This is a genomic window from Bosea vaviloviae (assembly GCF_001741865.1).
Taxonomy (GTDB): domain Bacteria; phylum Pseudomonadota; class Alphaproteobacteria; order Rhizobiales; family Beijerinckiaceae; genus Allobosea; species Allobosea vaviloviae.
The window spans coordinates 103,771-116,665 of sequence record NZ_CP017147.1 but is presented as its reverse complement, the minus strand read 5'-3'; the positions used below and the strand labels follow the sequence as shown (position 1 = coordinate 116,665).

The window sequence follows — 12,895 nt, the reverse complement described above, 5'->3', positions numbered from 1 at the left end:
CCCACGCCGGCCCGCACGGGAAGCTTCGCCTTTGGATAAGGGCGTATTCGCGGAATGAATCGATGTTAAAGTAATTTCGTCTGGCATAATCTCGGTCTGCGGCCCCTGAGGCTTTTCAAGCACTGGCGGGGTGGAGCGTGTCGGCTCCCGGCGCAGCAGCACCCGTCGCGAGACGCTGCGGCCGAGTTCTGGTGCGCTTCGCGTAGCGCGGACCTGACAGACGAACGGATGATGACGAAACAGCCGTCGAATCGCGCCCGGTCGACGGTCGCCGAACAAGCATCTGAAGCGGGCGATGCCGTCCGGCGCAATGTGCGGACGGAGCTCCTCGCGGCACTCAACCCCGAAGGCGCTACACCGCGCTATCTGCAGCTCGCCTCGGCCCTTCGCTACCTGATCCAGCGCGACGTCTTTCGCGCCGACGAGGCGCTGGCGTCGGAGCGCGACCTCGCGGCCTGGACCAATTTCGCGCGTATCACGGTGCGCCGCGCCATCGAGGTGCTGCTGCGGGAGGGCATCCTGACACGGCGGCAAGGCTCGGGCACCTATGTCACCCGCCGCATCGAGCAGCCTCTCTCCGTGCTGGCGAGCTTCACCGAGGAGATGTCCTCGCGCGGGCGCCGAGCCGGCTCGACCTGGCTCTCCAAAGAGATCGCGCGGGTCTCCTCCAGCGAGGCGCTGGCGCTGGGCCTGGATCCCGGCGAGTCCGTGCTGCGCCTCTCCCGGGTCCGCACGGCCGAGAACGAACCGCTGGCCATCGAGATCGCGGCTGTGCCCGCCTCTTTGCTGTCCTCGCCGGATCTGGTGGGGGATTCGCTCTATGCGGCGCTCGCGACCGCTGGTTGCCGGCCGGCGCGGGGCGTGCAGCGTCTGCACGCTTCGCTCGCCACCACGCAGGAAGCCAAGCTGCTGATGATCCCGCCCGGCAGCGCCGTGCTCCGGATCGAGCGCCGCGCCTTCCTTGCCAATGGCCGCCCCATCGAGTTCACCATCTCTGCCTATCGCGGCGACCGCTATGATTTCGTCGCGACGCTGCGTTCCAGCCCGAGCGAGGCCAATGGCGAGGGCGAGGGGGTCTGACGCAAGGTTCGCGTAAAGCCACCTTGCCCTAGACTTTTTCCGCCACGATCTTTCGGGCCGGCTCCCAATGGACCGGCGGCTGGAAGGGAGCCGTGTCTGCAGCCTGATCGGCGAAGCCGCGCACCCGGCCGCAGACGCAATCGTCCTTGCGGCGCTGCGGACGGTCGACGGCGCCGAGGCATTCGGCCACGAGATCGAGCTGGAGGCGCTCGAATTTAGGATCGAAGCGCCCGGTCAGCCAGCCGATGACGAAGCCCGCCGCCAGCGTTCCCGCCGTCGTGGTGATGTAGCCCACCGTGTCGATCTGTGGGATCGCGCCGGCGATCGGGTCTGGCCGCTCGCCGCGCGCGACGGCAGCCTCAGCCTCGGCCTTGGCAGCCTCGCGCTCGTCGGTCGACATCATCTCCTGTCGGAAACGGGTCGGGTTTATCATGCCCCGGCACTGCGGGCAGGGATCTTCCGGGAGGAAGCGGACGAGTTGGACGATCTGCCCCGTGACCACCCCGTTCGCGCCTTCGATCAACCCGCCGATGTCGAGCGCCGGCATGGCGTAGCGCCGCGCGATGTCGGAAACTGCGAGCCGGCTCGTATGCTGGTCGGTGCAGCCCATCAGGACATCGGCCTGGATCACGGCGTCGATGATCTCGGGTTGGGGCAGCCGGCCGATCCAGGTCTCGACGATCACGTCGGGCGACATGCCGGCGACATGGCGACGCGCGATCGTGACCTTGGGCACCGCATCCGCCGCGTCCTGCGGCACGCTGCCATGCAGTCTTTCCAGATTGGATTCGCTGGCATGGTCGGAATCGATCACGATCAGGCGTCCGACCCCGGCGCGCGCCAGGATCGGGATCGCGGCCGAGCCGGTGCCCCCGGCGCCGATCAGCGCCACGGTCGCGCGCTGAAGCCGCTGATAGGCCTCCTTGCCGAATGCGCTGGTAAGCCGGGCCACGCGCTCGGGCGGTATCGGAGGGGCGGGTGGGCGCTCGCCACGCGGCCAGGCGACGACGTCGGGCCGGCGCGCCGCCGCCACGCGTGTCGCCTGCCGCCAGACGCCGCCGTGGAAGATCCGGCCCGAGACCGCGATCTCCTTGCCGGTGTCGCCTGCGAGCTCTGACATGATGATGCTGACATAGGGGCGGCCCGGCGCGAAATCGGCAAAATACTCCGCGTAATAACGATCCATCTCATCGTCGATGGAGCTTGGCCGGGGCGGAGCGCCTTCGGGATGCGAGTGGATGATGCCGACGCCAAGCGCATGCCGCTCCGCTGCGAGCGCGATCCGCCGCGAATAGGCGGCCGTGATCTTCACATCCGCGACGCCGTCGTCGAGATCGCCCTCAGCCGGCTCGTCGAGCGCAGCCAGGGTCACGACGAGTCCCTCCGGCGTCTCGCGCCAGCCGAAACGCGCGAAACTCGCCCATTCCTTGCGCGGATAGCGTCGGAAGACGAGGCCCTCTAGGAGGTCGAACTCCGGCGAGGCGAAGCGCAACAGCGCCGTCGGCTCCGCCATGCGATGGAGGGCGTTCACGCGCCGTCTCCGGCCGGCGATCCGCCCATCACATATTGGCGCGTAACCAGGAATTGCTGGCCAGGTGCGAGCGCGACGGGCGCATCCAGCACCAACTCGGTGGGTTCGCCATCGCCCGCCTCGATCTCGACCACAGCGTTCTCCGCCGGCACCCCGAGCAGGGCGGCGATGCCGGCGCCTGTCACTCCCGGCTTGACCTCGAACCGCCTGCGATTGACGAAGATGACGACGGCGCTGGACGTCGTCTCATCGCTGGCGGGGCTTGTCGTGCTGCTCATCGCTTGCCTCCTGGGGATGCTGCAAAGCCTTTGGTTCGGTAAAGCCTTGGGTTTGGTAAGCCTTGGGTTTGGGAAAGCCTTGGGTTCAAACTTATGGGTTCGAGCGCTTGCGTGCGGCACAGCGGCCGCTCGCGAATACCTGCGGCGAGGCAAGGCGAAATCATCGGTACGATTGCCTGCAGCAATACCAATATGAAACCAGATAGCCGCAGCTTGGGGTAGATAGTCAAGGATGGACCGGATCATCGTTAAGGGCAGCCCAATCCGCGATGGAAGCATTGAACGATCGGCGCGGCAGAGGTAATTCCACTCAGGGCTCGTGAAGCGCCCTCTTTGCGTCGATGGCGGCAGCACGGGCTGCTGGCCATGGATCGATATGCGGCATGGGCTGTCGTTGACGCCGGCGATGCGATTGCGGGCGTGCTATTTCCTGCCGACGCCCCTGAGGATTTCGGAGCTGCGGGCGAGTATCGGCGTAAGTGGCTTGCAATTGGTATTATCGAAGATTACCAATTCAGAACCAGATGGACGCTGGCATCGTCCGCCCGATGCACGGGCAGTCTCCATCCGCGCTTGCAGTCGAAACCAGGTCAGTCAAACCGCGTCATGCGCAGCTCTTTCCTTGCCAACCGCTTCCTTGCCAACCGCGCGCTTGATCTCGCCGTCGTCTTGTTTGGCGTGTCGGTGCTGACCTTCCTGATGATCCGGCTGATCCCGGGCGACGCGGTCGCGATCATGCTGGGCGCCAATACCGAGGTGACGCCCGATCGGGTCGCGGCGCTGCGCAGCCGGATCGGGCTCGATCAGCCGGTGGTGCTGCAGTATTTCAGCTGGCTCGGCGGCGTGCTGACGGGCGATCTCGGCGTGTCGCTGTGGACGAGGCGGCCGGTCTCCGAGGAGATCACGGGCCATATGTGGCCGACGATCCAGCTCACCATGCTGGCGCTGATCGTGGGAGCCGGCCTGTCGCTGCCGCTGGGCGTGCTGATGGCGCGCTTGCGCGGCAAGGCCTGGGATACCGCCTTGCGGGTAGGCTCGGTGGCGGGGCTCACCATCCCCTCCTTCTGGCTCGGCATCATGATGATCCTGGCGCTGACGACGCTGGCGCCGGACTGGCAGCTTCTCGGCTATGTCCCGTTCAGCGAAGACCCGCTCGGCAATATCGCAAAGCTGCTGCTGCCGGCGGTGGCGCTGGCCCTGCCGATCCTGGCCAATCTCTCCCGCCTGGTGCGCTCGGCCATGCTCGACGCGCTGCAGCAGGACTATGTCCGCACCGCCCGCGCCAAGGGCCTGCCGGAGCGGCGCATCCTGTACCGGCATGCGCTGCGCAATGCGCTGATCCCGTTCGTGACCAGCGCGGGCATCATGACCGGCTATCTGCTCGGCGGCGCCATCGTGGTGGAGCAGGTCTTTGCCATTCCGGGCCTCGGGCGATTGATCCTGGGGGCCATCGCCGAACGCAATTATCCGCTGGTGCAGGCGACCATCCTCGTCGTCACCTTCGCCTTCGTGCTCGTCAATTTCGTGGTCGATCTGCTGTATGTGCTGATCGACCCGCGCGTGCGGCTGTGAGCGCCGCCATGGCCGGCAAGACGCCAAAGACAGGCAAGATGCCAAAGACAGGCAAGACGCCAAAGCTGCTGATCGTAGCGGCGAGCGCCGTGATTGGGCTCGTCCTCGTCGCGGTGCTGGCACCCTGGATCTCACCTTACGATCCGCTGGCGCAGGACATCCTGGCCCGGTTGAAGGGCCCGAGCGCGGCGCATTGGCTTGGCGCCGACCAGTTCGGCCGCGATCTGCTGTCGCGATTGATCCACGGCCTGCGCGCTTCGCTGGGCATCTCGGCTGCGGCGGTGATCGTTGCGCTCCTGATCGGCGGCACGCTTGGCCTCGTCGCGGCCTATTATCGCGGCTGGACCGAGCGCATCGTCATGCGCTGCATGGATGTGCTCTTCGCCTTCCCGGTGATCCTGCTCGCTATCGGCGTCATCGCGATGCTGGGTCCGGGTTCCGGCCCGACCGCGATCGCGATCGCGGTGGTCTACACGCCGATCTTCGCGCGCTTGCTGCGCGGGCCGGCGCTGGTCGTGGCCGAGAGCGATTTCGTGATGAATGCGCGTGCGATCGGGGCCTCCGACGCGCGCATCATCTTCGTCCACATGCTGCCCAACCTGGCGAGCGTGCTGCTGGTGCAGACGAGCCTGTTGCTCTCGGCCGCGATCCTGGTCGAGGCGTCCCTGTCCTTCCTCGGGCTCGGCACGCAGCCTCCGGCGCCGTCGCTGGGCACCATGCTGTCGGAGGGGCGCAATGTGCTGCTGCTCTCGCCCTGGAGCGCGGTGTTCTCAGGGGTCGCGATCCTGATCCTGGCCTTCGCGCTCAACCTGCTCGGCGATGTCCTGCGCGACACGCTCGATCCGCGCCTGCGAGGCGAACAGTGATCTGCCGCGACGCTACCACCGACGATGTCGCCTGGCTGACCGCAGTGGCGCTCGACAATTATCGCGCGGTCTTCGCGTCGCTCTTGCCGGATTGCGACTGGGCGCCCTTCGACGAGGCGCATTTCCGGGCACGCTTCAGCGAGGCCTGGCCGCGCGTCAGGATCGTTGCGGATGCCGTTCCGCTTGGCTTCGCGCTGGTCACGGATGGGCATGTCGACATGTTCTTCGTCGATCGCAGCGCGCAGGGCAGGGGCGTCGGGGCGAGGTTGCTTGGCGACGTGCAGGATCGGGGTGCGCGGTCGCTCGAAACCTTCGCGGTCAACCTGGCCGCGCGACGCTTCTATGAGCGCGCAGGCTGGCGCGTCGTCGCGCGCTATTCCCGGCCTTTCGCCGGGGCGGAGTGCGATTTCGTTCGCTACGAGCGGACCTGACCGCTGTCAGGTCCCGCTCTCGACCTTGCCGCCCTCGCTGCGCAATTCGCGCACCTCGACGACGAAATCGTAGCGGTCGCCGCGATAGGCCGAGCGGGTGAACTCGACCGGCGTGCCATTGGGCAGGAAGCCGCGGCGCTCGATCCGCAGGATGGCGGCGCCTACCGGCACGGATAGCAGTTTCGCCTCGGGTGCAGTCGCGAGCGAGGCTTGCAGGCGCTGCAGGCCGCGCACGGGCTTGGCGCCGCGCGCCTCCAGCGCGGCGTAGAGCGAGATGCCGACCTCGTCGAGCGAGGGCAGATGACGCGCGGGGATGACGGCGCGCTCGATCGCGAGGGGCTCGTCATCGGCGGTGCGCACGCGCGTCAGGCGGTGCACGGGTTGGTCGAGCGAGAGCGCCAGCGCCATGGCCTCGTCGGGTGTGGGCAGGCCGGTCGCCTTCTCCACCCAGATCGAGCCCGCAGCATGGCCGCGGATCGCCATGTCGGCCGAGAACCCGGCGAGCAGCGCTGCCGGCTGTTCGATGCGCGGCGCGATATAGGTGCCCGAACCATGCTTGCGCGAGAGCAGGCCCTCCCGCAGCAGCACATCCAGCGATTTGCGCACGGTGACACGCGAAATCCCGATCGCGTCCGATAATTCGCGCTCCGAGGGCAGCGCGTCGCCAGTCTTGATCGCGCCGTCGCGGACCTGGGCGCGGATCAATTCGGCCAGTTGCAGATAGAGCGGCGTCGGGCTCGCCTCGATGAGTTGGCCCTTGGTGATGCGCAGCATCAGAGCGTCCCGTCGGCGATATCGGAGAGCGCGACGCGCAGATTGCCGCCGCTGCGCGCGAGAATCCCGGCCGCCGCCTCGGGCGCATAGCCGAGCACGACCAGCGTCGCGAGCTTGATGTCGCCATGCGTGATCTGCAGCGCAGCCGCCGCCTCCTCGACATCGCAGCCGGCGATGCGCGCAACCATCTGCTGCGCCCGCAGCTTCAGCTTGGCATTGGCGGTGCGCATATTGACCATCATGCCGCGATAGACGCGGCCGAGCCGGAGCATGATGCCGGTCGAGATCAGATTGAGCACGACCTTCTGGGCGGTGCCGGCCTTCATCCGGGTCGAGCCCGCGATCAATTCGCTGCCGGTCTCGACCAGCACCGGAAACCGCGCCGCCGCCAGCAATGGCGCGCCGGCATTGTTGGCGATGCCGATCGTCACCGCACCGCGCTCCGTCGCGCGCTGGACCGCCGCGACGGTAAAGGGCGTCGTGCCGCTGGCCGCTACTCCGATCACCACATCGGCAGGGCCGATCCGCGCTTCTTCCATGCGCCGGATGCCGTCGGCGGTGTCGTCCTCGGCGCCTTCGACGCTGGAGATCAATGCGTCCTGGCCGCCGGCCATGGCGAAGACGATGCGTTCGAGCGGCCAGTCGAAGGTCGGCGGCAATTCGGCGCCGTCCTGCACCGCAACGCGGCCCGAGGTGCCCGCTCCGACATAGACCAGTCGCCCGCTCTCGCCGAGAACTTCGGCTGCCGCAGCGGCTGCTGCGGTCAGCGCGGGCAGGGCGCTGCGGACGGCGGCGACGGCGGCCATCTGGCCGTCCCACATCGCTTCCATGGCGCTGGCGAAGGGCCAGGCGTCGAGATCGGTGAATCGGGGATCGACGTCTTCGGTCGCCATTTTGCGGCAAGCTCTCAAGATACCAGTTAAATGCCTTTTACGAATTCAGAGATACCAATTAGTCCAAGCGATCGCAATCGCCAATCCGCTCCAGCCGGGTCTGACGCATCGCCAGGGACAGCCGGATCGCACGGTTTCCCTTCGTCGCCGCCTGCCTCGGCATGGCGCCGCTGACCGGCATGGACGCGCTGGCGAAGGCGTCCCCGGAGTCCATAACAATCTCTAGGCGGCCAGCGTCCGCGCCAGGATGATCGCGCCCGAGACTGCATCGCCGTCGGCGGGCTTGAGGCGATGGCGGACATCGGGCGAGAGCCAGGGTTCGATCGCGCTCGACAGGCCGCCGAGCAGTGTGACGCGCGGCGCGCCCTGGTCGAACAAGGCGCGCACGAGCCCGTCGATCTGCTCGGCCGCGCTCTGGACGATGCGCCGGCCGGCTGCGTCGCCCTGATTGGCATGGCGCATCACCAGGGGAGCGAAGGTCGCGTAGTCCGTCGCCGTGGCGCGGTCCATCCAGGCGACGGCTTCCGCCGGCTCGTTCTGGAAGCGCTGCATCACTTCGCCGAGCAAAGCGGTGCGTTCATGGCGGCCGTCATGGGCCCGCAAGGCGAGCCTGACGGCTTGCAGGCCGAGATCGGCGCCGCTGCCTTCGTCCGAAATCGGGAAGCCATAGCCGCCGACACGCAGCTCGCGCCCTTCGACGCGGCCGATCCCCATCGAGCCCGTGCCGGCGATCACGATCGCGCCGTCCTGGCCGGAATGCGCGCCGAGGCAGGCGGCGAAGCCGTCGCTGGTGAAAGCGATGCCGGCGAAGGGGTGGGGCAGGGCCTGCAGAGCCTCCAGCGCGCCCTTGCGGCCGAGCCCCGCAAGCCCGATGCCGGCGCGGATGGCGCCACGCGCCTCACCGGCAATACCGGCCTCCTCCAGGGCGGCCTCGACTGCCGTCATAATCGAGGCCCAGGCCTTGTCGATGCCGAACCGCGTCGCCGCCGGACCGGAAAGACCCTGGCCGAGCACCTCGCCCGTTTCTGTCTCAAGCCGCGCACGGCAGCCCGTGCCGCCGCCATCGACGCCCAGATAATGACGCGCTTGCCCCGACACCGCGCTCAATCCTTCAATCGGGTGATGTCGGCGCCGCAGCGGCGGAGCTTGACGTCGAGCTGCTCATAGCCGCGATCGAGATGGTAAACGCGGTTGATGATGGTCTCGCCCTCGGCGACCAAGGCCGCGAGAACGAGGCAGACCGAGGCGCGCAGATCGGTCGCCATCACCTGCGCGCCCCTGAGGGGCGAGCCGCCGCGCACCAGCGCGGTCGTCGCCTGCAGCGTGATGTTGGCGCCGAGCCTCTGGAGCTCGGGCACATGCATGAACCGGTTCTCGAATACGGTCTCGCGGATCATCGCCGCGCCGGCGGCTTGCGTCATCAGGGCCATGAACTGCGCCTGCAGATCCGTCGGGAAACCCGGATAGGGCTCGGTGCTGATGTCGACGCCGGTGAGGGCGCCGTCGCCGGAGACGATCAGGCCGCGATCGCCCGGCCAGATCCTGACGCCGGCTGCCTCGAGCACCTGCGCGACCGAGGCCATCTGTTCGAGCCTGGCATGGGTCAGTTCAAGCTGGCCGCCGGTGATGGCGGCGGCGATGGCATAGGTTCCGGCCTCGATGCGATCGGGGATGATCTGGTGTTGCGTTGCGCGGAAATCGGTGTCGCCGGCAATCAGGATGCGGTGCGTGCCGGCGCCTTCGATGCGCGCGCCCATGGCGATCAGGCAATCGGCGAGGTCGGCGACCTCCGGCTCGCGCGCCGCGTTGACGATTTCGGTCTCGCCCTTGGCGCGGGTCGCGGCCATCATCGCGGTCTCGGTCGCGCCGACCGAGGGCGAGCCGAGCACGATGCGCGCGCCCTTCAGCCCCGCATTTGCCTCGGCGACGATCGTGCCGCCTTCGATCTCGATCCTGGCGCCCAGCGCCATCAATGCCTTGACGTGGAGGTCGACCGGGCGCGCGCCGATGGCGCAGCCGCCGGGCAGCGAGACCCGCGTCGCTCCGAAACGGGCGAGCAAGGGGCCGAGCACGAGCACGGTCGCGCGCATGCGCCGGACGGTGTCGTAGGGCGTTTCGCCGCCATTGGCCGGGCCGGCGTCGATCGTGGCGGAATGAGGATCATGGCGCGTGACCGTCGCGCCATGAGCGTGGACGACCGCCAGCATGTTGTCGATATCGCTCACGGCGGGGAGGTTGGTCAGCGTCAGCGGCTGGTCGCTCAAAAGGGCTGCTGCGATCTGGGGCAGACTCGCATTCTTGGCGCCGGCGATGGTCACCGCGCCTTCCAACCGCTTGCCGCCGACGATCCTGAGCCGATCCATGAGGTTCCTCTTGTGACGAGCTGAATGGTGTTATACTGGTCTTGTCAAGACAAGACCACAACAAGGCGGCGTCGCGCCGCGCGAACGGTCCTCAGCCCTTGCATCGCGATCCCTCTCCTTCTTGGCAAGGCCCTCATCTGATCCAAGGCCCGCATCTGATCACGGCGTCGCAGCTCTTCGACGGCGAGCGGATGCTGGGACCGTGCTCGGTCGAGATCGCCGGTGGCATCATCGTCGCGCTGCATGAGCCGGGCGCTGCGCCAGCGGGGCTGCCTGCAAGGCAACTGCCGGCCGGCAGCCTGCTCGCACCGGGCTTCATCGACACCCAGGTCAATGGCGGCGGGGGCGTCCTGCTCAATGACGATCCCTCCGTCGAGGCGGTCCGCACGATTGCCTCTGCGCATCGCCGTTTCGGCACGACCGGGCTGCTGCCGACATTGATCACCGACGCACCGGACCGCCTGGCCAAGCTCGCCGCGATCGCCGGCGAGGCGCTGGCGGTCCCGGGCGTGCTGGGCTTTCATCTCGAAGGCCCCTTTCTGAATCCGGCGCGCAAGGGCATCCATCCACTGCCGCATATCCGCTTGCCCGCCGAGGCGGAGATCGCGCTGTTGGCGCGGTTCGGCATGACGGGCCGTTCGTTCCTGACGCTCGCGCCGGAACAGGTCGACGGGGCCGTCCTGAAACGGCTCGCCGCTGCGGGCATGCGCATCGCGATCGGCCATAGCGATGCAACCGCGGCTGAGGTCGCGGCGGCCGTGGACGATGGCGCGACGGGTGTGACGCATCTCTTCAATGCGATGTCGCAGATGACGCCGCGCACGCCGGGCGTCGTCGGCGCGACGCTGGCGGATGAACGCCTCTTCGCCGGGATCATCTGCGACGGCCTGCATGTCGACCCGGTCAATCTGCGCGCCGCCTTCCGTGCCATGGGGCGCGACAGGCTGATGCTGGTCACCGATGCGATGTCGCTTGTCGGCTCCGACAAGGCATCCTTCCTGCTGCATGGCCGCGCCATCACGCTGGAGGATGGGCGTTTGACCGATGCGCAAGGCACGCTCGCAGGCGCGCATCTCGGCATGATCGAGGCCGTGCGCAACGCGGTCAGGCTGATGGGCGTGACGATCGAGGATGCGCTGATCATGGCCTCGCGGACGCCGGCGCGCTTTCTCGGGTTGGACAAGGAGCTTGGACGGATCGTGCCCGGCTACCGGGCCGATCTTGTCGCCTTTGACGCGACAAGCGTGCTCGCGACCTGGATCGATGGGCGACCCTGACGATCCGCGCTTGCGGCTTCGCCCGCAGGCTGCATAACTCCGGCCGCCTGATTTTACGCCGGACCTTTACGCCCATGAGCCCAGCCTCGCATCTGATCGCCATCGACTGGGGCACCTCATCGCTGCGGGCGGCGCTGATGCACCGCGACGGCACCATCCTCGACCGGCTGCAATCGGGCGACGGCGTCATGGCGATGCTGGGGCGCGACTATGCCGAGCGCTTCGAGAGCCTGTTCGGCCCCTGGCTCGACCGCCATCCCACGGCGACCGTCCTGGCATCGGGCATGGTCGGCAGCCGCCAGGGCTGGTGCGAGGCTCCCTATGTCGCCTGCCCCGCCAGTTTTGAGGATCTGGCGCGCGGCATCGCTTATATCGACGTGGAAGGGCGCGGCCGGATCGGCCTCGTGCCGGGCCTCGTCAGCGATCAGGCCGGGCCAGCGCCGGATGTCATCCGGGGCGAGGAGGTCCAGGTTTTCGGCGGCCTGCGCCTCAATGGGCAAGCCAGCAACGAGCAAGCCAGCGGCGTCTTCGTGCTACCGGGCACACACAGCAAATGGGTCGTGGTCGAGGAGGGGAGGATCGCCCGCTTCCACACTTTCATGACCGGCGAGCTCTACGGTTTGCTCAAGCGGCATTCGATCCTGGGCAAGCTGATGCCGGAGGAGAGCGAGCCGCCTTTCGCTCCCGCCGCCTTCGAGGCGGGCTGCAGGCTCGCGCTCTCTGACGAAGCGGGTGCGCTGCTGCACCGTCTGTTCTCGGTCAGGACGACCGGGCTGTTCCACCGATTCACCAGCGAGGAGTTGCCGAGCTATCTCTCCGGCCTGCTGATCGGCGAGGAGGTGCGCGAGGCGAAGGCACTGATCGGCGATCGTGCGCCCGGTCCCGTTCAATTGATCTGCCGCGAGGATCTGGCGCGTTCCTATCGGCTCTGCCTCCAGGCCGCCGGGATCGACAGCGCCTGGATCGACGATGCAGCCTTTCTCGGCCTGTTCGACATCGCCCGCCGCAACGCCTTGATCGCCTGAGGTCCAGCATGAGCTTTCACGATGCGCTCCGCGCTTTTCCGTTTATCGCCATCCTGCGCGGCGTGAAGCCCGACGAGGTCGTCGGCCTCACCGAGGAATTGATCGCGGCGGGTTTTCGCATCGTCGAGGTGCCGTTGAACTCGCCCGAGCCGCTGCGCAGCATCGAGGCGCTGGCGCGCGCCTTTCCCGACATCCTGATCGGCGCGGGCACGGTGATGAGCCCCGACGCCGTGGCCTCGGTCGAGCAAGCGGGCGGGCGCCTGATCCTGATGCCGCATAGCGACGGGGCGGTCGTGCGGGCGGCCAAGGAGCGCGCCTTGACCTGCGTGCCCGGCGTCGCGACGCCGACAGAGGCGTTCGCGGCGCTCGCCAACGGGGCCGATGCGCTGAAGATGTTCCCGGCCGAGCAGATGCCGCCTGCCGTGGTCGGCGCCTGGCGCGCCGTGCTGCCGCCGGGGACATTGCTCGTCCCGGTCGGCGGGATCAGCCCCGACAAGGTCGAGGCCTATCGCAAGGCCGGCGCCGGCGGCTTCGGCCTCGGCTCGGCGCTCTACAAGCCCGGCATGACACGCGAGCAGATCCGCGCCACGGCGCAGGCTTTTGCGCAGGTGCTCGTCTGAAGCGCGTGGCCTGACGCCCGCTAGCTAGAACCTCTGTTCCCACGAAGATTTTTGCAAAGCCGCGCGCCTCCTCGCGCGGCTTTTGCATGTGGTTGCCTGCATGAAGCGATCTCGCGGGCGAGCGGGACATGTCGGGCCGTGATGGCTCGATTGACTCCCGATCGCAGCGGCGTATATGTTCCTGT

General features: G+C 67.8%; 13 protein-coding genes. 7 read left to right on the top strand and 6 right to left on the bottom strand.

The annotated features are described in order from the left end of the window. Positions 1 to 231: 231 nt before the first annotated feature. On the top strand, positions 232 to 1,080 hold the full coding sequence (locus BHK69_RS00505) for a GntR family transcriptional regulator (RefSeq protein WP_083269761.1): 849 nt from the start codon (positions 232 to 234) through the stop codon (positions 1,078 to 1,080). Positions 1,081 to 1,108: 28 nt separating this feature from the next. On the opposite strand, the gene BHK69_RS00500 is transcribed toward BHK69_RS00505, so the two are convergent. Next, entirely contained in the window at positions 1,109 to 2,611 is a 1,503-nt protein-coding gene (locus tag BHK69_RS00500; protein WP_069688402.1) for a ThiF family adenylyltransferase, read from the bottom strand. Beyond that, on the bottom strand, positions 2,608 to 2,889 hold the full coding sequence (locus tag BHK69_RS32505) for a multiubiquitin domain-containing protein (RefSeq protein WP_069688401.1): 282 nt from the start codon (positions 2,887 to 2,889) through the stop codon (positions 2,608 to 2,610). Before BHK69_RS32505 ends, BHK69_RS00500 begins: the two co-directional genes overlap by 4 nt. A 606-nt stretch (positions 2,890 to 3,495) precedes the next feature. Between BHK69_RS32505 and BHK69_RS00490 the strand changes: the two genes are divergently transcribed. The 3 genes from BHK69_RS00490 to BHK69_RS00480 are packed head-to-tail and all read left to right on the top strand — an operon-like array spanning position 3,496 to position 5,758. Continuing rightward, positions 3,496 to 4,461 carry an ABC transporter permease gene (locus tag BHK69_RS00490; RefSeq protein ID WP_069688400.1) on the top strand — a complete coding sequence of 322 codons (966 nt, stop codon included), beginning with the start codon at positions 3,496 to 3,498 and terminating at the stop codon, positions 4,459 to 4,461. A gap of 38 nt (positions 4,462 to 4,499) precedes the next feature. After that, entirely contained in the window at positions 4,500 to 5,327 is an 828-nt protein-coding gene (locus BHK69_RS00485; protein WP_069693248.1) for an ABC transporter permease, read from the top strand. Then, on the top strand, positions 5,324 to 5,758 hold the full coding sequence (locus tag BHK69_RS00480) for a GNAT family N-acetyltransferase (RefSeq protein WP_069688399.1): 435 nt from the start codon (positions 5,324 to 5,326) through the stop codon (positions 5,756 to 5,758). The genes BHK69_RS00485 and BHK69_RS00480 overlap by 4 nt, the downstream gene beginning before the upstream one ends. Before the next feature lie 6 nt (positions 5,759 to 5,764). On the opposite strand, the gene BHK69_RS00475 is transcribed toward BHK69_RS00480, so the two are convergent. From BHK69_RS00475 to murA, 4 genes are all read right to left on the bottom strand, one after another. Continuing rightward, positions 5,765 to 6,532: a GntR family transcriptional regulator gene (locus BHK69_RS00475; RefSeq protein ID WP_069688398.1), complete on the bottom strand. Its 768-nt coding sequence runs from the start codon at positions 6,530 to 6,532 to the stop codon at positions 5,765 to 5,767. Continuing rightward, complete coding sequence (locus tag BHK69_RS00470; protein ID WP_069688397.1) at positions 6,532 to 7,425, bottom strand: N-acetylmuramic acid 6-phosphate etherase; 894 nt, start codon at positions 7,423 to 7,425, stop codon at positions 6,532 to 6,534. The genes BHK69_RS00475 and BHK69_RS00470 overlap by 1 nt, the downstream gene beginning before the upstream one ends. Positions 7,426 to 7,647: 222 nt before the next feature. Next, the gene (locus BHK69_RS00465) at positions 7,648 to 8,523 is read right to left on the bottom strand and encodes a glucosamine kinase nucleotide-binding domain-containing protein (protein ID WP_069693247.1); all 876 of its coding nucleotides are present in this window, start codon (positions 8,521 to 8,523) and stop codon (positions 7,648 to 7,650) included. 5 nt (positions 8,524 to 8,528) lie between these two features. After that, a complete protein-coding gene (murA, locus tag BHK69_RS00460) occupies positions 8,529 to 9,788 on the bottom strand; it encodes a UDP-N-acetylglucosamine 1-carboxyvinyltransferase (protein ID WP_069688396.1) in 1,260 nt (419 codons plus the stop codon). Positions 9,789 to 9,979: 191 nt separating this feature from the next. Here murA and nagA point away from each other — a divergent pair, with 191 nt between their 5' ends. From nagA to BHK69_RS00445, 3 genes are all read left to right on the top strand, one after another. Next, the gene (gene nagA / locus BHK69_RS00455) at positions 9,980 to 11,065 is read left to right on the top strand and encodes an N-acetylglucosamine-6-phosphate deacetylase (protein ID WP_244548365.1); all 1,086 of its coding nucleotides are present in this window, start codon (positions 9,980 to 9,982) and stop codon (positions 11,063 to 11,065) included. Positions 11,066 to 11,139: 74 nt separating this feature from the next. Beyond that, positions 11,140 to 12,090 (top strand): 2-dehydro-3-deoxygalactonokinase, encoded by a 951-nt coding sequence (locus BHK69_RS00450; RefSeq protein ID WP_069688395.1) that lies wholly within the window; start codon positions 11,140 to 11,142, stop codon positions 12,088 to 12,090. An 8-nt stretch (positions 12,091 to 12,098) separates the two neighbouring features. Further along, the gene (locus tag BHK69_RS00445) at positions 12,099 to 12,710 is read left to right on the top strand and encodes a 2-dehydro-3-deoxy-6-phosphogalactonate aldolase (RefSeq protein ID WP_069688394.1); all 612 of its coding nucleotides are present in this window, start codon (positions 12,099 to 12,101) and stop codon (positions 12,708 to 12,710) included. Positions 12,711 to 12,895 lie beyond the last annotated feature (185 nt).

What these genes read in the sequence shown, in the direction of transcription:
- BHK69_RS00490 (WP_069688400.1), top strand. Translation starts at nt 3,496, where the DNA reads ATGCGCAGCTCTTTCCTTGCCAACCGCTTCCTTGCCAACCGCGCGCTT.
- BHK69_RS32505 (WP_069688401.1), bottom strand. Translation starts at nt 2,889, where the DNA reads ATGAGCAGCACGACAAGCCCCGCCAGCGATGAGACGACGTCCAGCGCC.
- BHK69_RS00450 (WP_069688395.1), top strand. Translation starts at nt 11,140, where the DNA reads ATGAGCCCAGCCTCGCATCTGATCGCCATCGACTGGGGCACCTCATCG.
- BHK69_RS00505 (WP_083269761.1), top strand. Translation starts at nt 232, where the DNA reads ATGACGAAACAGCCGTCGAATCGCGCCCGGTCGACGGTCGCCGAACAA.
- murA (WP_069688396.1), bottom strand. Translation starts at nt 9,788, where the DNA reads ATGGATCGGCTCAGGATCGTCGGCGGCAAGCGGTTGGAAGGCGCGGTG.
- BHK69_RS00485 (WP_069693248.1), top strand. Translation starts at nt 4,500, where the DNA reads ATGCCAAAGACAGGCAAGACGCCAAAGCTGCTGATCGTAGCGGCGAGC.
- BHK69_RS00475 (WP_069688398.1), bottom strand. Translation starts at nt 6,532, where the DNA reads ATGCTGCGCATCACCAAGGGCCAACTCATCGAGGCGAGCCCGACGCCG.
- nagA (WP_244548365.1), top strand. Translation starts at nt 9,980, where the DNA reads ATGCTGGGACCGTGCTCGGTCGAGATCGCCGGTGGCATCATCGTCGCG.
- BHK69_RS00445 (WP_069688394.1), top strand. Translation starts at nt 12,099, where the DNA reads ATGAGCTTTCACGATGCGCTCCGCGCTTTTCCGTTTATCGCCATCCTG.
- BHK69_RS00470 (WP_069688397.1), bottom strand. Translation starts at nt 7,425, where the DNA reads ATGGCGACCGAAGACGTCGATCCCCGATTCACCGATCTCGACGCCTGG.